Origin of the sequence: Rhizobium sp. RCC_161_2, from assembly GCF_041355235.1 — a bacterium.
Taxonomy (GTDB): domain Bacteria; phylum Pseudomonadota; class Alphaproteobacteria; order Rhizobiales; family Rhizobiaceae; genus Rhizobium.
This window is the reverse complement of sequence record NZ_JBFUPL010000008.1, coordinates 321,291-340,118: the sequence shown is the minus strand read 5'-3', so window position 1 is coordinate 340,118 and position 18,828 is coordinate 321,291. Positions and strand designations below refer to the sequence as shown.

Sequence of the window (18,828 nt, the reverse complement as noted above, 5' to 3'; positions counted from 1 at the left end):
AGCGAGGACGACCCGATGACCAATATCCAGCGCGCCAATACGACCGCCATGCAGGAGGCGCTCCCCTCCATCCTGTTGCGGATCGTGGCGGAATTGCACGACATCGCCTACCTGATCGAGCGCATCGAGCCGCAATTGCTCGATCTCAGCGGCGTCAACGTGCTGGAATCGCCTGATGCGATGAAGGTCATGCAGGGCATCGATCTCGCCGTGCAGAAGACGCGCGGCATCGCCGAATTCATCGACACTATCACCGGCGACATGCCCGATGGCTGGATGGTCGATGTCGCGACGGCGTTGAGCCTGGTGAAGCTTAGCGAGATGCAGAAGGCGCTTAGCGGCAGCGGCCGTCATGGCCATTCCCAGCCGCTCGCCAAGGCTGCCGGTGATTTCGATTTCTTCTGACGGCAAGCTTCGGTACTCGATATTGTTTTTCTTACAGTTTTTGAGATAGCTTTTTTCGACTTCCCTCGTTTTCCCTGCCGGACGAAACGCTCGCACAAGTTTCGATTCCTATCTTCGCTGCAGGGCACAAAGCCATCAGGTCTTTGACGAATCGTGCGAGAACAGAATGAATCTGTTAAATCAATTAGTTCCCTTGTTCAGGAATCTGCAGAATCTCGGGAGGACGCGGTTGCTGACTCTCGCCGGCGTGGGCATTTTGTCCGTGGCGTTGGTCCTGTTTGCAGCCCTTTACGTCAACAAGCCCGCCCAGGAGACGCTTTATGTCGGCCTGGATGCGACCGATCTCAATCAGATCAGCATTGCGCTTGCCGAAGCCAACATCAATTTCCAGGTGGGAACGGATGGCACCAGCCTGACCGTGCCGACCGGCATGACGGGCAAGGCCCGCGCGCTTCTCGCCGAGCGCGGCCTGCCGAACAGCACCAATGCCGGTTATGAACTCTTCGACAATGTCGGTTCGCTCGGCCTGACCTCCTTCATGCAGGAAGTAACCCGCGTCCGCGCGCTGGAAGGCGAAATCGGCCGCACGATCACCTCGATCTCCGGCATCAGCGCGGCGCGCGTCCATATCGTCATGCAGGATGTCGGCAATTTCCGGAAGGCGGATCAGAAGCCGACGGCTTCGGTCATGATCCGGGCCAACGCCGAAGCGGCGCGCAAAGCGGCCCAGGCTATCCGCCACCTCGTCGCCTCCGCCGTTCCGGGCCTTGAGGTCGACGATGTCACGATCCTTGATTCCACCGGACAGTTGCTCGCCTCCGGCGACGATCCGAGCAACGGCGCGCTGAACCGCAATCTCGGCATCGTGCAGAATGTTCAGAGCGAAGTCTCATCGAATATCGACAAGGCGCTGGCACCCTTCCTCGGCATGGACAATTTCCGTTCCAGCGTGACGGCCCAGCTCAACACCGACAGCCAGCAGGTGCAGGAAACCACCTACGATCCGGAATCGAAGGTCGAGCGCTCGGTGCGCACCACCAAGGAAGCGCAGAAGTCGCAGCAGCGCCAGTCGGACACGGCGGCAACCGTCGAGCAGAACATTCCGCAGGCAGCGCCACAGGCCGGCGGCAACGGGCCGACATCGAACGACCAGACCGACAAGCGTGAAGAGCAGACCAACTACGAGATCAACAGCAAGACGATCGCGACGACCCGCAACAGCTACAAGATCGAAAAGCTGTCGGTCGCGGTGGTGGTCAACAAGGGCCGCATCGCCCAGATGGTCGGGCAGCCGGCCGACCAGGCGAAGGTTGACGCCTATATTGCCGAGATGCAGAAGATCGTCGCAACCGCCGCTGGCGTCGATCCCAGCCGCGGCGACGTGGTGACCGTCAATGCGATGGATTTCCTCGACGCCCAGCTGCTCGACGACACTGCTTCGGGTCTCGGCGTCATGGATGTTCTGAGCCGCAACATGGCTGGCATCATCAATTCGCTCGCCTTCGTCGCGGTCGCCGTCCTCATCGTCTGGATGGGCTTCCGCCCGCTGATCCGCTCGCTGAGCGGCGGAGCCAACGGCACGGCCCTGCCGGATGCGGCCGGCCTGGAACTGCCGGATTTCGCGCCCGCCGCGGTCGGCGGACCCGGCGCCGCGCTGATGGACGGTTTCGGTTCGGATTTCGGCTTCGACAGCACCGACGACCTGCTGACGATGGGCGAGGACAGCGGCACCTTCAATCGCCGCGTCAAGGAGGGCCCGGAGCGCCGCCTCGCGCGCATGGTGGAGATCAGCGAGGAGCGGGCCGCCAAGATCCTCAGAAAATGGGCCGTCGACAAGGCCGCCTGACAAAAAAGACCGGGAGAGATCCCGGTCTTACGCGTGATGGGGGCGTGCACGGGCGCGACATCGCAATCCTGGATTTCGCCGATATTGACCGCACGTCAACGTCACGAAATCAGGCTGTATGATGTGTTGCCAAGCAAGCGGAAGACCGGAAATTTCATTGCTGGGTAGAAAGAATCGACTTACAGTCGGATCACCTGTCCGCAATGGTACCGAATCGGTGCGAATCGGACTGTGAAATCCAAGTTTGGTGAGTTCAAAGATTGAAGACGCCGGGACGCGGGGAAATCAGTTTGTTGATTGTGTTTTTGGCGATATGCGCCAATGCAATTGCCAAAGTGGAATTCATGTTAGCGCCGTGCGGATACGCATGAGGCGTGGCCGTAATTTAAGTTGGCGTGGATAGCTTTCTGAAAATCGATGTCGATTTTCGAGGTTATGCGCAGGGTCCAGACCGAACAATGCTCTCGTTGACGTCTGATCGTCAGACAGTGGCAGGAAACGCAGAAAATGGACATGCAGATATCGCAGGCGAGCAAGGGCGATAAGGATGCGCGAGCAGCCGCCCCTTCCAACGCCATGTCGCGCGATCAGCTCATTCTGCAACTGACCGCCGTCGCGGGACCGGCCTATCTCCAATCCGGCCTGCGCGTGCTGACCGACTATGTCGGAGCCTCCCATTATCTCCTGGCGCGCTCCGACCTGATCCAGGAGAGCGGGCTTGATTTCGTCGTGTCCTCGGATTGGCCCTTCGATCTTGTCCGGCGCCTGGCTTCCGAACTGACGAGCGGCTATGGCCGCACGGGCGAGGTGGAGAAATCCATGTCGCTGTTCCAGCCGATTTTTGCCTTCCTGCCGGATGATGTCGAGCCGCCGGAAGGCGTCAGCCGTCACTATTGCGCGCTGACCTTCAATGTCGGGCGCACGCGGTTCTCGCTGATGCTGCTGGCCCGCGACAGCCTGTTGCTGTCGGCGGAGCGGTTGCGCGATGTTGGGCTGCTGGCGGGTTATTTCGCCAGCTTCACCCGCAGCGTCGAAGGCAAGCTGGAGCGCGATTTCGACTTGACGGAGCGCGAGCTGGAATGTCTGTTCTGGATTGCCGAAGGCAAGACCAGCGATGAGATCGCCATGATCCTCGGCATCTCGCGCAATACCATCAACAACTACATCACCAGCGTCATGCGCAAGACCGCGACGAAAACGCGATCCGAAGCGATCGCTTTTGCCGTCAGAAACAACCTGGTTTGAAGGCCCATTGAATGCGATATCAGCCGGACAAGGCGACGGACATGTCGGGCGAGACCAAGCTTAGCCGTTCGCATCGGATCTCCGGTCGTTCCGATCTCTTCCCGAAGCTGGTGTCGATGCAGAAATTGATCGACGCACAGAATTTCGCGGTCTATCGCCTCAGCGGCTCCGGCCTGCCGAGCAAGCAACGCCTGGTCTGCGAACTGGAGAACTGGGGCTCGGCCAATCCCGTCATGAACAAGGCCTTTGTCGAGGCCTATGGCGAGGCGATGATCGAGCATATCGAGAAGTCGCTGCTGCCGTTGATGTGGAACGGCCGCGATAGCGACAGCACGGCCGAGACGCCGGATTTTGCCGCTTTCACCCAGCGCCTGAAACCGCATCTCCTGCCCTATGCGGGGGTCGCTTTTCCGGTGCGTCTGGGCTCGGTCGGCAATGGCTATATCATCTTCACCGCGAAGTTCATGGATCTGGCGAGCGACATGATCGTCGAACTGCATGGCCGTAGCTGCCAGATCATGATGGAGCTTCTGTCGCTCGATGAACGCCGCTCACCGGCCGCCGAAGCGCTGAGCGAACGCGAGATCGCCTGCCTGCAACTGGCCGGCGATGGCCGGATTAGTGAGGAAATCGCCGAAAAGCTCGGTTTGTCGGTGCACACCGTCAACGCCTATCTCGGTTCGGCGACGATCAAGCTCGACAGCGTCAATCGCATCCAGGCGATCGCGAAGGCGATCCGCTTCGGTTATATCAGCTGACGCCGACACTCCTCAGCCGGATCGTCATATCGTCAATTCCAGAATGATTCGGGCGTCCTCAGGCCGCATGCGTCGCGCTGCCGATCGCATAGCGGGCATCCTTGAGGCTGCGGGCGAGAAGCGCGGTGTTCTCGTCCGGATCGGCGGATGCTTTCTCAAAGGCGATATGGTTGATCTCGATGCCGGCGTGATGGTCGGCAAGCGCGAGCTTGGCATAGATGGTGACGCCGCGCGGCTTGATTTCGAGGTCGATGGTCACCTCCGCCGGGCCGCTCCAGTCGAGCTTGTAATCGCCGCCGAGTCCGAAATTGACGATGCCGGGAAGGAAATAGAGCTCGGCCGCCGAAGCGACGAGGTCCGCGAGATTGCCGTAGCGTTCGAATCGCAACAGCGAAATCAGATCGGCGGCGTCGAGGAGCCGTAATTCGCTGGCGACCGGGCTGATGGCCTCAGCGAGAATGCGTTCACGTTGAGCAGAGTAGGGGGATTTTTTCATTTGATTATCGTACCCGTGTTCTATTCGACTGTGCGTAGATCCGATGGATTAGCTCTGCGACGGCCTTGTAAAATACTGACGGGATGACACTATCGACCGAGACTTGCGCAAACATGGAGCGTGCAAGCGGCGGATCCTCGAAAACCGGGATACCGTTTGCCTCGGCGATCTCCCTGATCTTCAGCGCGATGAGGTCCTGACCCTTAGCAACGACGACGGGCGCGTCGCCTTCTTCCCGGACATAGCGCAACGCCACGGCGAAATGCGTCGGATTGGCGATAACAAGGGTTGCGCGCGGCACCTGCTTCATCATTCGCCGGCGGGCGCGATCGCGGGCGACCGAACGCTGGCGCGATTTGACGATCGGATCGCCCTGCGACTGCTTGAACTCGTCCTTGATCTCCTGCTTGGTCATCTTCAGCTGGTCGAACCAATGGTGGCGGCTCCACGCCACGTCGGCGATGCCGACGATCGCGGTTGCCAGTAGCACGATGGTCAGGATCCGCTGGACGATGGTCGACAACCGAACGAAGATCGTCTGCGGATCGGAAGCAAGCGAATCGATTGCGTGGAAGAACTGGCCGCGCAGTACGAAGAACATGATGATGCCGACCACCACGATCTTGGCGAGCGACTTGCCGAATTCCACGAGGCCCGATGTGCTGAAGAGGCGGTTCCAGCCTGAAACGGGCGATATGCGCGAAAATTTTGGCTGTATGCGGTCGAGAACCGGTGTCGGCAGGTTCTGGAACATGGATGAGCCGATGCCGAAGAGGAAGAACAGGACGATGGCTGGCAGCAGCAGATTGCCGACTTCCCATCCGATCCGCGTAAACAGCGAAAGGGCGTCCGACCCCGTTTCCAGCTGCCACTGATCGGGCTTTTCGAAGAGGTCGCGCAACACCTCGCCCATGCGTCCCACGCGCTCCGGCAGGAAGAAGGTGACGTAGATGACGGTCGCAAGCATGGAGGCAAAGATCGTTGCTTCCCTGGAGTGGGGCACATTGCCCTTCTCCATCGTATCGCGGAGTTTTTTCTCCGTCGGTTTCTCTGTTTTACTGTCCTTGTCTTCGTCAGCCAAAGCAGCCGTCCTTCGCGAAACGGAAAGAGGCCGCGCAACATACGCGGCCCTGTTTTGAACACTCTAGGACGATTCAGGTGAGTCGCGTCGAACTTACGCGGCTTTCTCCACAGGTGTCATCTCCTTCGCCTTGAGCTCGATCTGGCCGGAATTGGAAAGCCGGATGGCTTCCTGTGCGATCGCACGCCGGGCGATGGCGATTTCACGTGCGTTGACGCCGTTGCTGGGCACCTGCAGATCGGATTCGATCATGCGGCGCTGGCGTGGGCTGATCGATGCGAGCACGATTTCGCGGATGTCCATGGTCGAGCCGCGCAGCGCCATGGTGATGATATCCGAGGCGATGTCGTTGAGCAGGAGGACACGGCTCTGTTGCGGCATGAGCATGAGGTCGTCGAAGAGGAAGATCTTCGGGCGGACCTTGTCGACCGATTCCTTGCTCAGCGTTTCCAGCGACGTCAGCAGCGTATCGACCTGCGGCTTGTCGAGCTCGTTCATCAGCTCCGCTACCTTGGTCGAGCCGGCGGCGTTGCGTTCGGCTTCGATCTCCGTCATCAGGCCCTGGACCCGGTTCTCGATGATCTGTGCCGCTTTCGGGCTGACATCCTTGAGATTGACCGTGCGGTTCATGATGTCGGCGCGCTGCGCCTCCGGCAGCTGCAGGAGGATCTTGGCGCCGAAGGAGGACGGCATCATCGACAGCACATAGGCGATAGTCTGCGGGTGTTCGCGCAGGAAGAACTTGGCAACGAAGGCCGGATCCGCTTCGCCGAGGCGATCCCAGATCGAGGCCTCGTAGGCCTGGAAGGCCGTGCGCCGGCCGAGCAGGCTGTCGACCTCGTCGGGCGTCAAACCTTCCTCGAGGATGCTCTCGATCGCCTTGGCATTGTCCATCAGGCCGGCGCCCTCGGTGAAGAGGTCTTCGAATTCCGCCACGAGCTGCGCCAGTTCGTCGGGCGGAATGAGCCGCAGCGATTGCGCCGAGGCAATGATGAGCTGCAATTCATGCTGCGTGAAATATTTCAGCAGCCGTCCCGCCACCTGTTTTCCCATGGCAAGAAGAACGGCTGCGGCCTTCTCGGCCTGAGACAACGGTTTCTCGGCAAGGGCGCCGCTGAAATCGTCAAAGTCCATCATGGTCTTCATCTCCGTCCCGAACAGGGAGTGGGCTATTCTGAAAAAGAAATCAGGCTTTCATTGCCCGATCCCGAAATGATCTTCGGGAATAGTATGCAAAATCAAATAAACGGAATGAAATGACTCATTTCGCCTTGTTGCTGGACAGCTCGATCAGCTTGATGCCGAAGCGGGTGTCGTCATGCTCCAGTACGGTAATCTCGCCCCGGCCGATGCAGCGGCCGTTCACGGTAATTTCGACCGGTTCGCCGATCTTCTTGTCGAGGGCGATGATCGCGCCCTCGGTCAGGTTCATCAGGCCGGAAACCTGCATGCGGCTGCTGCCGAGCACGATCTGGACGTCGATCGGGATATCCATGATCAGGTCGAGATTGGCGCTGAGCGCGCTGCCGGGAGCGGCCGGCTCGGCAAAGGCGGAGGGGCCGCCGAAGTCGCCGGCACCGAAGGCGGAGCCCGTGTCATTGCCACCGAATTCATCGCCGAAAGCCGAAAGACCGGTGTTCGGCTCGGCACCGAACGCGTCGAGATCGAAATCCGGCGCGACGCCGTCGGTGTCCTTCTTCAGGACGCCGCGCAGGCCATCGATAGCCTCGTCCAATGCAGCGTCGCTGCTTGCGATTTCCAGCGAATCCTCGCTGCTTTTCTGTGTTGTCTTCGTAGCCATGAAATCACTATTCCAGTTGAAACTTGCCTCAAGCTGCCGTGGGCGCGGGCCGCGCCCCGGCCGGTCAATTCATCAGGTGTCGAAGAAGCTCGTCGTCGGAATTCACGGTGTCCTTGACACGCACTGTGTAATTCTCGCCGGAACGGCCGAATTCGCAGACATAGAGGTCCTTGCTGTTGGCGCTGACCTCGACCTGGACGTCGCTCGTATCCATGAAGGGAATGACATCGCCGACGGCGAGCCGGGAAATCGTGTTGAGCGTCAGCGATTGCAGCCGGATGCGGGCTTCGAGCGTCACCTGCGAGCGGCGTACCTGCTCGCTGAGTTGCTCTGCCCATGCGTTCGATGAGGAGGATGGGTTCTTCGCCCGCGGCGCGCTGACCACGGTCCGTAGAAGCTCATATTGAGGAACGATGATGATGATTTCCGAAACGGTCTTGCCGAGCGCGATCGTCATTACGATGGCGGCGGCGAAATCGTCGGTCTGGCCGGCAGCCGGTCTCGGGCGATCCTCGATATTGTAAGGCGGATCCAGATAAGGTTCGAAACCGCCCGGCGCGTTGACGGTCGAGCGCAACACATTGGCGATCTTGTCGAACACCATGACGGAGAGGTCGAGCTCGATCACCGAAAGCGGCCGCGCGACCGGGGCATCGATGGTCTCGGGCGATGCGCCCAGCATGTGCTCCATCAAGGTCATCACGAAACCGGTGCCACAGCCGAGCACGAATTTTTGCGACCAGTTGCGCAGGGAGCCGTTCACCAGCGTGCAATTGCTGCCGATACCGGTGATAAGTTCGCTCATCAGGCCCGACCGGCAGCCGGCATAGCCGACGGAAACCTCAAGGCCGGTTTCGCTCTTGATGACGTCAGGGAGGAATTCGGCATAGACCTGGCCGAAGGCCGTGCCCAGCTTTGCAAGCGTCGCCGGGTCGCCAAGGCCGCCGGTCAGCTTGGCGAAGAGGACGGGATCCATCGTCTGTTTTGGGTGCGTTGATTGCTGGCTCATGATCGTCAGGCTGCCTTGCTCTCACCGCCGGGGTTCATCATTTCCTGCTCGACCGCGTCGATGGACGGCCGCTCATAGGAAGAGATTGTCTTACGGCCGTATTCGAGCGCCACCTGCGGCACGGAGCCGTTCATGTAGGCCAGCAGTGTCTGCTTCACGATCACGTAGAGACGATGCTGCTTGTTGCGCACGATCTTGATCTGCGACACCAGCGGCGCGCAAACGGAGTAGGACAGGATGATGCCGAGGAAGGTGCCGACCAGTGCGGAGCCGATCAAGTGCCCCAGAACCTCAGGCGATTCGTTGATATGGCTCATGGCCTTGATGACGCCGAGGACAGCGGCGACGATGCCGATGGCCGGGAAGGAATCCCCCATGATCGTGATCGCATGATAGGGCTTCATCTTGTCGTGCTGGATGGTGTTGATTTCCTCGTCCATCAGCGCCTCGATCTCGTGCGAGCGGGCATTGCCGATGATGATGAGGCGGACGTAATCGCAGATGAAGGCCGTCAGGTCCCGGTTCTTCAGCACCGTCGGGGCGGCCTGGAAGATCACTGATTCGTCCGGATTGTCGATATGGGCTTCGATCTCGTTGCGCGACTTGGTGCGCAGGTCTCGCATCAGTGCGTAAAGCACGCCGAGGGTGTCGAGATAGTCGCGCTCCTTTGGAACCGCATGCCTGAAGGCTTCGCCCAGCGCCTTGCCGGAGTCCTTCAGGACCTTCATCGGATTGGCCATGATGAAGCCGCCGATGCCCGCGCCCGCGATGATGACAAATTCGAAGGGCTGGAACAGCGCGTTCACATCCCCACCCATCGCCATGAAGCTGCCAATGATGCAGCCGCAGGTCACTACAAATCCGATAATAATATTCATCGCCGGTCCACACCTGAACGTTGCTTCCTCAAATCAACTAGGAAACCTGCCTTGCGTGAGGCTGTTCGGCACGTCAGTCAGCGGGCCTTTTGTCGTGTCAGCCTCGCACAAGCCAATGTCGGCACAGTAACGGCTAAGGGCATCTATGCCCGGCTAACGACATGTTGGAACGCCGCGCTATCGGGCGTTTCCTGTCCCGTTATTCTCCAATGTCCGGAGGGCGTTGAAAATGCAGTCTGGTATTTATGTGTCGTTGTCATCGCAGTTGGCGCTCGAGCGGCGCCTGACAACGGTCGCCGACAACATGGCCAATGTGAACACCACCGGTTTTCGTGGCACAGAGGTCAAGTTCAATCAGGTGCTCAGCAACACCGAAAACAAACTCAACGCCAAGGTCGCCTTCGTCTCGCAGGGCAATGATTATCTCTCCACCAGCAATGGTGAATTGCAGAACACTGGCAATCTCCTCGATTTTGCCGTCAAGGGCGAAGCCTGGTTCGGCCTCAATACGCCGGCCGGCCTGGTGCTGACGCGCGACGGCCGCTTTACGATGACGGACAGCGGCGCCCTGGTCTCTGCACGCGGCTATCCCGTCCTCGATCCTGGTGGCGCGCCGATCCAGCTCGACCCGACCGGCGGCGCGCCGAGCGTCGCCTCGAATGGCACGATCACGCAGAACGGCAAGCAAGTCGGCCAGATCGGGCTTTATAACTCCGACGTCAGCAAGGGTTTCCTGCGCTACAACAATAGCGGCGTACTGCCCACGGACACGCCGCAGCCGGTGATCGATCGCTCCTCCGTCGGTGTTGCCCAGGGCTATCTCGAAAATTCCAACGTCAACGGCCTGCGGGAAATGACCGAGCTGATCGAGGTCAGCCGCGCCTTTGACAATATCACGTCGCTCACCAACAGCAGCGAAGGCACGCTCACGGACGCGATCAAGACCCTAGGCGGCAGCCAGTAAGAGGGGCGGATCATGTTCGAGGACGGGATGCCGGCGAGCGCATTGTCGCCGAAGCTTTCGCATATGGCGGCCCTGGCGGAGCAATATGCGATGGCGGAAAACGCGGTCGCCCATGGCGGCCATGTGCGCACCATCGCGGCCGGGCACTACACGGTTGCCGGTCTCTCCAGGCATGTGCGCCTCGGCGAGTTTGTCGCCCATCGTTCGGCGACCGGCATCCATCTCGGCGAGGTCGTGCGTGTCGAACCGGAATTGACCTATGTCTGTCCGATCGAGCCGGGCGAGCCGATCGGTATTCATGACACCGTCATCCGCAAGGGCGCCTTCCGCATCGCGCCATCGGAAAGCTGGTGCGGGCGCACCATCAATTCGCTGGGCGAGCCGATCGACGGTCTGGGGCCGCTGACGGCGGGCACGCAGCCGCGCTCGATCTCCAACACCGCGCCGCCCTCCATGACGCGTAAGCGCGTCGAGACCGGCTTCAAGACCGGCGTGCGCGCCATCGATATCTTCTCACCGCTCTGCCTCGGCCAGCGTCTCGGCATCTTCGCTGGCTCCGGCGTCGGCAAATCGACGCTGCTATCGATGCTCGCCCGCGCCGATGCCTTCGACAAGGTGGTGATCGCGCTGGTCGGCGAGCGCGGCCGCGAAGTCCGCGAATTCATCGAGGATACGCTCGGCTCCCACATGCAGAAGTCGGTCGCCGTCGTTGCGACCAGCGACGAGAGCCCGATGCTGCGCAAGATGGCGCCGCTGTCGGCGATCACCATCGCCGAGCATTTCCGCGACCAGGGCGACAATGTGCTGTTGATCGTCGACAGCGTCACGCGCTTTGCCCACGCCATCCGCGAGGTTGCGACCGCATCCGGCGAACCGCCGATCGCGCGCGGCTATCCGGCGTCCGTCTTTACCGAGTTGCCGCGTCTTCTGGAGCGCGCGGGGCCGGGGCCGGAAGGCACGGGCACGATCACCGCGATCATTTCCATCCTCGTTGACGGCGACAATCACAATGACCCGATCGCCGATTCCACTCGCGGCATTCTCGACGGTCACATCGTCCTGCAGCGCTCGCTCGCGGAGGAGGGACGCTATCCGCCGATCGACCCGCTAGCCTCGGTCTCGCGTCTGGCGCGCAAGGCCTGGACGCCGGATCAGGAAAAGCTGGTATCGCGCCTGAAGGCGCTCGTGCACCGATACGAGGAAACGCGCGACCTGCGCCTGATCGGCGGATACCGCCAGGGCGCCGACGCGGATCTCGATATCGCCGTCCGCCAGGTACCGATCATCTACGAGATCTTGAAGCAGACCCCCGGCGAGCGGCCCTCCGCCGACGCCTTCACCGATCTGGCGACCGCCCTGAAGAACGGCGCGGTCGCGACCACACCGGCAAAGAGAGGCTGACGTGAGAGAATCCGATGCAGACGAGCCGGTCGCTCCGCCGAAGCTGGCGAGAAAGCGGACCGTCACCGACAAAGCGCTGGCTTGCACGGGCCTGATGTTGGCCGGCATCTCGGCCTTTTTCCCTTGGTATGTGTTCCTGAACCCGGACAAGTTCGGCATTCAGGTTGCCGAGGGCGATCGGACGCGGGATCTGCCGAACTGGCCGGGGCGCGAGGTTGTCAGCGTATCGCCGCTTGCCATGGTCAACAAGAATCCGAGCGAGCCGAAGGATATGATCCCCGATCCGTTGACGACGGCGACGGTCAGCAATGTCGGGCGCGAGGACGACAAGGGCCCGCCGGCGGAAGATCAGCCTTTCCCCGGCAAGTCACCCTTCCATCTGCTGCACGTCGCAAACGGCCGGGCGCTGATCGAGGACGACACCGGCATGTTTGTCGTGCGCGTCGGCTCGCTGCTGCCTGATAACAGCCGGCTGGCGACGATCGAACAGCGGGACGGAAAATGGGTGATCGTCACCTCCACCGGCGACGTCTACAGCCATGAATAAATGCTCGAAATCGCCCGCATGCCGGGCTTTTCAAAGACTTCCGCAAGAACGCGACCACCGCAAGTCCCACGCAAGATTATCCCTCTAGTGTCCCTGGTGTAAGAACGGAGAGAAGCCCATGCAACCCATTCAACTCTTTGACCTGGCCTCGCGGCAAGCCGAGTGGCTTCAGACGCGCCAGGAGGTTGTTGCCGGCAACATCGCCAATGCCAATACCCCGAAGTTCCGCGCCAAGGACGTAACGCCGTTCCAGGCCATTCTCGACAACCAGAATGTCGGCATGGCGAAGACCAATCCGGCGCATCTCTCCGGCAACGAATTCAGTCAGAGCGGCGACATCAACGTCGAGGAAGCGTCGCTCAATCAGGAAATTGGTGTCCAGGAATCGGGTAACACCGTCGGCCTGGAAGACGAGCTCGCCAAATCGGGCGAGATCAAGCGCCAGTACAGCTTGAACACCGCACTCGTCAGCTCCTTTCATCGCATGATGTTGATGACCGTAAAACAATAGATGAAGTGAAGATGTCATGGATCCCTTATCTGCCGCATTGAAGATTGCGGGCTCCGGCCTGGAGGCTCAGTCGACCCGCCTGCGCGTCGTCTCCGAAAATATCGCCAATGCCCGTTCGACGGGCGATACGCCGGGTGCCGATCCCTATCGCCGCAAGACGGTGACCTTCGGCGCCGAACTCGATCGGGCCAACGGCGTGACCACGGTCGGGGTAAAGAAGATGGGCGAGGACACCGGCAAGTTCGTCGAGCAATACGACCCGGACAATCCGGCGGCGGACCAAAAGGGCTACGTCAAGATGCCCAACGTCAACATCCTTGTCGAAATGGCCGACATGCGTGAGGCCAATCGCTCCTACGAGGCCAATCTGCAGACGGTCCGGCAGGCGCGTGACCTCATCTCCTCCACCATCGATCTTTTGAAGAATTCATGATGATTGACGCTATCAAAAATGTCTCATCCCTCTCGGCAACCCGCGGTCTTGGCGGCATCGCCACGGATTTGAGCTCCACCGTCTCCAACGCGATCGCATCGACGCCGGAAACGGCAATCGGAAGCTCCGCGGTGGGCAGTTTCGCCTCGGTTATGTCCGATGTGGCGAAAAATACGGTCAGCACGTTGAAGGAAGCTGAAAACGCCTCCTTTGCCGGCATCAAGGGCACGATGAGCACTCGCGAAGTGGTCGACAAGGTTATGCAGGCGGACCAGACACTGCAGACGGCGATCGCGCTGCGCGACAAGATGGTCTCCGCCTTCCTCGATATTACGAAAATGCAGATCTAGGGCGGATTGCTCCGCTCCAACTATATGACTTGGCGTGTTCCTGTTCCAAAGCCGCTCGGCGGCTTCCGGGATCACGCTCCAGACCGAAGGACGAAAACATGAGAGCGCTCGCTATTGCCGCGACGGGCATGGACGCCCAGCAGACCAATCTCGAAGTGATCGCGAACAACATCGCGAACATCAACACGACGGGCTACAAGCGTTCCCGCGCCGAGTTCTCGGACCTTCTGTATCAGACCGAGCGCGCTAAGGGCATCGCCAACAGGCCGAACCAGGCGGTGGTGCCGGAAGGTGCCAATATCGGCCTCGGCGTGCAGACGACGGCCGTGCGCAACATCCAGATCCAAGGCGAGTTGTCGCAGACGCAGAACGAGCTCGATGTTGCGCTGGTCGGCCGTGGCTGGTTCCAGATCCAGATGCCGGATGGTACGACGGCCTATACGCGCGCCGGATCGTTCAACAAGAGCGACACCGGCCAGATCGTTACCGCGGACGGCAATGTGCTCGAACCCGGCATCACGATCCCGAACAATGCCAGCAACCTCGTCATCAACGAATCCGGCCAGGTCTCGGCAACGGTCGGCACGGCGACCACGCCGACCGTTCTCGGCCAGTTGCAGATCGCCAATTTCGTCAACGAAGCCGGTCTGCAGCCGATGGGAAGCAACCTCTTCACCCAGACGCCGGCCTCAGGCGATCCGGTGGTTTCCGATCCGAACGAGAACGGCTTCGCTTACATGAAGCAGAACTACCTGGAATCGTCGAACGTCGATCCGGTCAAGGAAATCACCGACCTGATCACGGCGCAGCGCGCCTACGAGATGAATTCCAAGGTCATCACCACCGCCGACGACATGGCGCAGATCGTCAGCAAAAACCTGAAGTAACAGAGGGACGGGCCGAACATGAGGTTTCGCCGGATGAAAAGCTTAGCAATGGCCTGGCTCGCCGCAGCAGGCCTGTCCGTCATGTTCGTGCCGGCTTTCACCGCCGGCGCAACGGGTGTCGATGGAACCAGCATGGGTACCGCCGTCGTGCCGACCGAGGTCATTTATCCCGGCGATATCATCGGTAGCGGCCAGCTCGAAGAAGTTGATGTCACCAATCCGAACCTGAGCGGCGACTACGCCAGGACGATCCGAGACGTGACGGGCAGGGTCTCCAAGCGCACGCTTCTGCCCGGCCGGACCATCTCGATCTCCGCTCTGCGCCAGCCCTTCGCGGTGACGCGCGGCTCGAACGCCCGGCTGGTGATGAGCATGGGCAGCATGACGATCACCGCGGCCGGGACACCGCTGGACGACGGTGCGGTCGGCGACAGCGTGCGCGCCCGCAATCTGGATTCCGGCATCATTGTCAACGGCACGGTCCTCGAAAACGGTACGATCCGCGTGGTCTCGAAATGAGAAGCCTTCGTCTTTTTCTCGCGGCCCTGATGGCATTGCCCAGCCTGATCGTCTCCGATCCGGCGCTTGCGATGCAATCGCGCATCAAGGATATTGCCTCGCTGCAGGCCGGCCGCGACAACCAGTTGATCGGCTACGGCCTGATCGTCGGTCTGCAGGGGTCCGGCGACGGCTTGCGCTCCTCGCCCTTCACCGAGCAGTCCATGCGCGCGATGCTGCAAAACCTCGGTATCTCGACGCAGGGCGGCCAGTCCGCCGCCAAGAATACCGCCGCTGTGATGGTCACGGCCAATCTGCCGCCCTTCGCCAGTCCCGGCAGCCGCATCGACGTCACGGTGAGTTCACTGGGCGACGCGACCTCGCTTCGCGGCGGCACGCTGATCATGACCTCGCTCAGCGGCGCCGACGGGCAGATCTATGCCGTGGCCCAGGGTTCCGTCATCGTTTCGGGCTTCCAGGCGCAGGGGGCGGCCGCCAGCGTTACCGAGGGCACTACCACCGCCGGCCGCGTGCCGGGCGGTGCCATCATCGAACGCGAGCTGCCGTCGCGTTTCAAGGACTCGGTCAACCTTGTCCTGCAGCTGCGCAATCCTGATTTTTCCACCTCGGTCCGCATTGCCGACACCGTCAATGCCTGGGCGACCTCGCGCTTCGGCGCGCCGATCGCCGAAGCCAAGGATTCGCAGGAGGTCGCACTCAGCAAGCCGAAGATGGCGGACCTGACGCGGTTGATGGCGGATATCGAAAATCTCGACGTCCAGACCGATACGCCGGCCAAGGTGGTCATCAATGAACGCACAGGAACGATCGTCATCGGCGCCGATGTCCGCGTCTCGCCGGTCGCCGTCAGCTACGGCACCCTGACGGTCCAGGTCAGCGAAAATCCACAGGTGATCCAGCCAGAGCCCTTTTCCGACGGCCAGACGGCCATCCAGGACCAGACGGATATCACGGCGACGAAGAGCGGCGGCGGCGTTGCCATGCTCCAGGGGCCTGACCTGAAGACACTGGTCTCCGGCCTGAACAATATCGGCGTCAAGCCGGACGGCATCATAGCCATCCTGCAAGGCATCAAATCGGCTGGCGCCCTGCAAGCGGAGCTCGTCCTGCAATGACATCGAACGCCATCATCCGCAAAATGCTGATCTCCTACTCGGCGGCCATGGCTGCCCAGCTGTTGTCGGTCTGTGCCGTGGCGGCGCAGGAAGCGCCGAAACCGGTCGTCGATCCGGCCTCCAGCCAGGACGAAATCCGGCAGTTCTGCACCAATATAGCCGATCCGGCCCGCGACCAGCGCTACCTGCTGCAAAAGCAGGAGCTTGAAAAACTGCAGGCCGACATCAACCAGCGCATCGCCACCATGGACCAGCGCAAGGCGGAATATGAAGACTGGCTGAAGCGTCGCGACGACTTTCTGAAAAGCGCCGATGCCGGTCTGGTCGACGTTTACAAGAACATGAAGCCGGATGCGGCGGCGGCGAGCCTTGACGGGGTCAAGGTCACCATAGCAGCGGCGATCATCATGAAACTCTCGCCGCGCCAGGCGAGTCTCGTTTTGGCGGAAATGGATGTGCAGAAGGCGGCAGCCGTCACCAACATCATGGCCAGCGCGTCCGATCCGAATACATCGAAGTCTAAGGACCCTTCATGAACATGCGTCTTACGGCCACCTGCGCGATCCTCGCCTTACTCGCCGGCTGCCAGTCGCCGCAGGCTCTCAAGGAACTCGGCCGGGCGCCCGCCATGAGCCCCATCGGCAGCGGCCTGCAATATGCGCAGACGCCGCAAATGTCGCAGTATCCGAAGCGGCCGCACCAGGTCGCGCAGGGCTATTCGCTATGGAACGATTCGCAGGCAGCCCTTTTCAAGGACGCCCGCGCGCTCAACGTCGGCGACATTCTGACGGTTACGATCCAGATCAATGACAAGGCGAACTGGGACAACGAGACCAATCGCAATCGCACGAACAAGAGCGACATGAACTGGGATATTTCGGCCAAGATTTTTGGCTGGAAGCCTGCCACCAACGCCGACGCAACCTCGGGCTCCGATACCAGCACCGACAGCAAGGGCAAGATGCAGCGTTCCGAGCAGATCAACCTGCTCGTCGCCGCCGTCGTGACCGGCATTCTCGAGAACGGCAACCTGATGATCAGCGGCTCGCAGGAAGTCCGCATGAACCAGGAAATCCGCATTCTCAATGTCGCCGGTATCGTGCGGCCGCAGGACGTCACCGCGGAAAACACGATTTCCTACGACAAGATCGCCGAGGCGCGCATCTCCTATGGTGGCCGTGGCCGCCTGACGGAAATTCAGCAGCCGCCGGTCGGTCAACAGGCGGTCGATCTGCTGTCGCCGCTCTGACGGTCGGACAGCACACGGCATTTTTGGAACGGGCGGATAACAGACATGGCAGAAGCCGCAGACGCATCGGCAAACAGCAAGGGATCGCCGCTGGTCATGACGATCGTCGGGCTGCTCGCCCTGACGATCCTCGGCGGCGGCGGCGGCTGGTTTCTCGGCACCATCGTCGCGCCGAAAATCAAGGCGGCAACGGCCGCCGTGCAGGCTTCCACCTCGACGGCTGACGGCGAAAAGCAGCTGATAGCCCCGATGGACACGAGCAATATCCTCCAGCTCGATCCGATCATCACCAATCTGGGCTATCCGTCGCAAAACTGGATCAGGCTGGAAATCGCCTTGGTGTTCAAGGGCCAGCCGGACGCGCAGCTCGCCCAGGCCATCCATGAAGATATCCTGACCTATGTCCGCACCGTGTCGCTGCAGCAGATCGAAGGCCCGCGTGGACTTCAATATCTTCGGGATGACCTGCAGGAACGTGTTGACCTGCGCTCGGAAGGACGCGTATCGAAAGTCATGTTCAGGACTTTCGTGATCGAATGATTCGATTATTACTTATTTTATCTACATTAGTATTTGCTATATTGTCGCCTGAACTGGCGATGGCGCAGCAATTGTCGCAACAGATTCCGACGGATCTCCTGAACGCCCCGGTGAACGGGTCGGTCGCGGCCTGGATCATCCGCACCTTCGGGCTGTTGACCATCCTGTCGATCGCGCCCGGCATCCTCATCATGGTGACGAGCTTTCCGCGCTTCATCATCGCGTTTTCGATCCTGCGCTCGGGCATGGGCCTCTCTACCACGCCGTCGAACATGATTCTGCTCAGCCTGGCGCTGTTCATGACCTTCTACGTCATGTCGCCGACCTTCGATCAGGCCTGGAAGGACGGCGCGCAGCCGCTGCTGGCCAATCAGATCTCGGAGGCGGATGCCGTGATGCGCATCGCCGAGCCTTTCCGCACCTTCATGGCGAACAACACGCGCGACAAGGACATCAAGCTCTTCGTCGATCTCGCGCAGGAGCGCGGGCAGACGGTGGTGATCGACAACAAGATAGATTATCGCGTCCTGATTCCGGCCTTCATGATTTCGGAGATCCGTCGCGGCTTTGAAATCGGCTTTCTGGTCGTGTTGCCGTTTCTGGTCATCGACCTGATCGTCTCGACCATCGTCATGGCGATGGGCATGATGATGCTGCCGCCGACATCGATTTCGCTGCCCTTCAAGATTCTGTTCTTCGTGCTGATCGACGGCTGGAACCTGCTGGTCGGCAGTCTCGTGCGCTCTTTCCACTGACAAGCTAAAGCCCAGGGATACAGAGCCGGTGGAATTAG

The 18,828-nt window shown here is 60.6% G+C and carries 23 protein-coding genes; 17 read left to right on the top strand and 6 right to left on the bottom strand.

The genetic code is table 11. The features are described from left to right. The first annotated feature begins 15 nt into the window (after nt 1-15). The 4 genes from AB6803_RS21780 to visR all read left to right on the top strand — a co-directional run bounded on the left by AB6803_RS21780 (nt 16) and on the right by visR (nt 4,254). Nucleotides 16-405, top strand: coding sequence for a hypothetical protein (locus AB6803_RS21780; protein WP_371110832.1), 390 nt, complete (start codon nt 16-18; stop codon nt 403-405). Nucleotides 406-571: 166 nt separating this feature from the next. Continuing rightward, a complete protein-coding gene (fliF, locus tag AB6803_RS21775; RefSeq protein WP_371110831.1) occupies nt 572-2,251 on the top strand; it encodes a flagellar basal-body MS-ring/collar protein FliF in 1,680 nt (559 codons plus the stop codon). A gap of 507 nt (nt 2,252-2,758) precedes the next feature. Beyond that, on the top strand, nt 2,759-3,496 hold the full coding sequence (gene visN, locus AB6803_RS21770; RefSeq protein WP_371110830.1) for a transcriptional regulator VisN: 738 nt from the start codon (nt 2,759-2,761) through the stop codon (nt 3,494-3,496). Nucleotides 3,497-3,507: 11 nt separating this feature from the next. Continuing rightward, nucleotides 3,508-4,254 carry a transcriptional regulator VisR gene (gene visR, locus AB6803_RS21765; protein WP_371110829.1) on the top strand — a complete coding sequence of 249 codons (747 nt, stop codon included), beginning with the start codon at nt 3,508-3,510 and terminating at the stop codon, nt 4,252-4,254. A 58-nt stretch (nt 4,255-4,312) separates the two neighbouring features. Here visR and AB6803_RS21760 read toward each other — a convergent pair whose 3' ends face one another. The 6 genes from AB6803_RS21760 to motA all read right to left on the bottom strand — a co-directional run bounded on the left by AB6803_RS21760 (nt 4,313) and on the right by motA (nt 9,519). Further along, on the bottom strand, nt 4,313-4,750 hold the full coding sequence (locus AB6803_RS21760) for a hypothetical protein (RefSeq protein WP_371110828.1): 438 nt from the start codon (nt 4,748-4,750) through the stop codon (nt 4,313-4,315). A gap of 4 nt (nt 4,751-4,754) precedes the next feature. Then, nucleotides 4,755-5,831 (bottom strand): flagellar biosynthesis protein FlhB, encoded by a 1,077-nt coding sequence (gene flhB, locus AB6803_RS21755; protein ID WP_371110827.1) that lies wholly within the window; start codon nt 5,829-5,831, stop codon nt 4,755-4,757. 93 nt (nt 5,832-5,924) lie between these two features. Beyond that, a complete protein-coding gene (gene fliG, locus AB6803_RS21750; RefSeq protein WP_371110826.1) occupies nt 5,925-6,968 on the bottom strand; it encodes a flagellar motor switch protein FliG in 1,044 nt (347 codons plus the stop codon). Between the two features lie 124 nt (nt 6,969-7,092). After that, nucleotides 7,093-7,632: a flagellar motor switch protein FliN gene (fliN, locus tag AB6803_RS21745; RefSeq protein WP_371110825.1), complete on the bottom strand. Its 540-nt coding sequence runs from the start codon at nt 7,630-7,632 to the stop codon at nt 7,093-7,095. 64 nt (nt 7,633-7,696) lie between these two features. Further along, on the bottom strand, nt 7,697-8,644 hold the full coding sequence (locus AB6803_RS21740) for a FliM/FliN family flagellar motor switch protein (protein ID WP_371110857.1): 948 nt from the start codon (nt 8,642-8,644) through the stop codon (nt 7,697-7,699). 2 nt (nt 8,645-8,646) lie between these two features. Then, complete coding sequence (motA, locus tag AB6803_RS21735) at nt 8,647-9,519, bottom strand: flagellar motor stator protein MotA (protein ID WP_007695731.1); 873 nt, start codon at nt 9,517-9,519, stop codon at nt 8,647-8,649. A 229-nt stretch (nt 9,520-9,748) separates the two neighbouring features. On the opposite strand from motA, the gene flgF reads away from it, so the two are divergent. From flgF to fliP, 13 genes are all read left to right on the top strand, one after another. Then, nucleotides 9,749-10,483: a flagellar basal-body rod protein FlgF gene (flgF, locus tag AB6803_RS21730; RefSeq protein WP_371110824.1), complete on the top strand. Its 735-nt coding sequence runs from the start codon at nt 9,749-9,751 to the stop codon at nt 10,481-10,483. Between the two features lie 12 nt (nt 10,484-10,495). After that, nucleotides 10,496-11,884 carry a flagellar protein export ATPase FliI gene (fliI, locus tag AB6803_RS21725; RefSeq protein WP_371110823.1) on the top strand — a complete coding sequence of 463 codons (1,389 nt, stop codon included), beginning with the start codon at nt 10,496-10,498 and terminating at the stop codon, nt 11,882-11,884. Nucleotide 11,885: 1 nt separating this feature from the next. Beyond that, entirely contained in the window at nt 11,886-12,431 is a 546-nt protein-coding gene (locus AB6803_RS21720; RefSeq protein ID WP_371110822.1) for a flagellar protein, read from the top strand. Between the two features lie 118 nt (nt 12,432-12,549). Then, nucleotides 12,550-12,942: a flagellar basal body rod protein FlgB gene (gene flgB, locus AB6803_RS21715; RefSeq protein WP_371110821.1), complete on the top strand. Its 393-nt coding sequence runs from the start codon at nt 12,550-12,552 to the stop codon at nt 12,940-12,942. 16 nt (nt 12,943-12,958) lie between these two features. Continuing rightward, nucleotides 12,959-13,375 carry a flagellar basal body rod protein FlgC gene (gene flgC, locus AB6803_RS21710; protein WP_007695748.1) on the top strand — a complete coding sequence of 139 codons (417 nt, stop codon included), beginning with the start codon at nt 12,959-12,961 and terminating at the stop codon, nt 13,373-13,375. Then, complete coding sequence (locus AB6803_RS21705) at nt 13,375-13,725, top strand: flagellar hook-basal body complex protein FliE (protein ID WP_371110856.1); 351 nt, start codon at nt 13,375-13,377, stop codon at nt 13,723-13,725. Before flgC ends, AB6803_RS21705 begins: the two co-directional genes overlap by 1 nt. 98 nt (nt 13,726-13,823) lie before the next feature. Further along, a complete protein-coding gene (gene flgG / locus AB6803_RS21700; RefSeq protein ID WP_371110820.1) occupies nt 13,824-14,612 on the top strand; it encodes a flagellar basal-body rod protein FlgG in 789 nt (262 codons plus the stop codon). A gap of 33 nt (nt 14,613-14,645) precedes the next feature. After that, nucleotides 14,646-15,131: a flagellar basal body P-ring formation chaperone FlgA gene (gene flgA, locus AB6803_RS21695; protein ID WP_371110818.1), complete on the top strand. Its 486-nt coding sequence runs from the start codon at nt 14,646-14,648 to the stop codon at nt 15,129-15,131. Then, nucleotides 15,128-16,246 (top strand): flagellar basal body P-ring protein FlgI, encoded by a 1,119-nt coding sequence (locus tag AB6803_RS21690; protein ID WP_371110817.1) that lies wholly within the window; start codon nt 15,128-15,130, stop codon nt 16,244-16,246. The genes flgA and AB6803_RS21690 overlap by 4 nt, the downstream gene beginning before the upstream one ends. Next, nucleotides 16,243-16,782, top strand: a complete 540-nt coding sequence (locus AB6803_RS21685) for a MotE family protein (protein ID WP_371110816.1) — start codon at nt 16,243-16,245, stop codon at nt 16,780-16,782. The genes AB6803_RS21690 and AB6803_RS21685 overlap by 4 nt, the downstream gene beginning before the upstream one ends. Continuing rightward, nucleotides 16,779-17,495 carry a flagellar basal body L-ring protein FlgH gene (gene flgH, locus AB6803_RS21680; RefSeq protein ID WP_371110815.1) on the top strand — a complete coding sequence of 239 codons (717 nt, stop codon included), beginning with the start codon at nt 16,779-16,781 and terminating at the stop codon, nt 17,493-17,495. The genes AB6803_RS21685 and flgH overlap by 4 nt, the downstream gene beginning before the upstream one ends. Before the next feature lie 45 nt (nt 17,496-17,540). After that, entirely contained in the window at nt 17,541-18,035 is a 495-nt protein-coding gene (locus AB6803_RS21675) for a flagellar basal body-associated FliL family protein (protein ID WP_371110814.1), read from the top strand. After that, entirely contained in the window at nt 18,032-18,790 is a 759-nt protein-coding gene (gene fliP, locus AB6803_RS21670; RefSeq protein WP_371110813.1) for a flagellar type III secretion system pore protein FliP, read from the top strand. The genes AB6803_RS21675 and fliP overlap by 4 nt, the downstream gene beginning before the upstream one ends. Nucleotides 18,791-18,828: the final 38 nt, after the last annotated feature.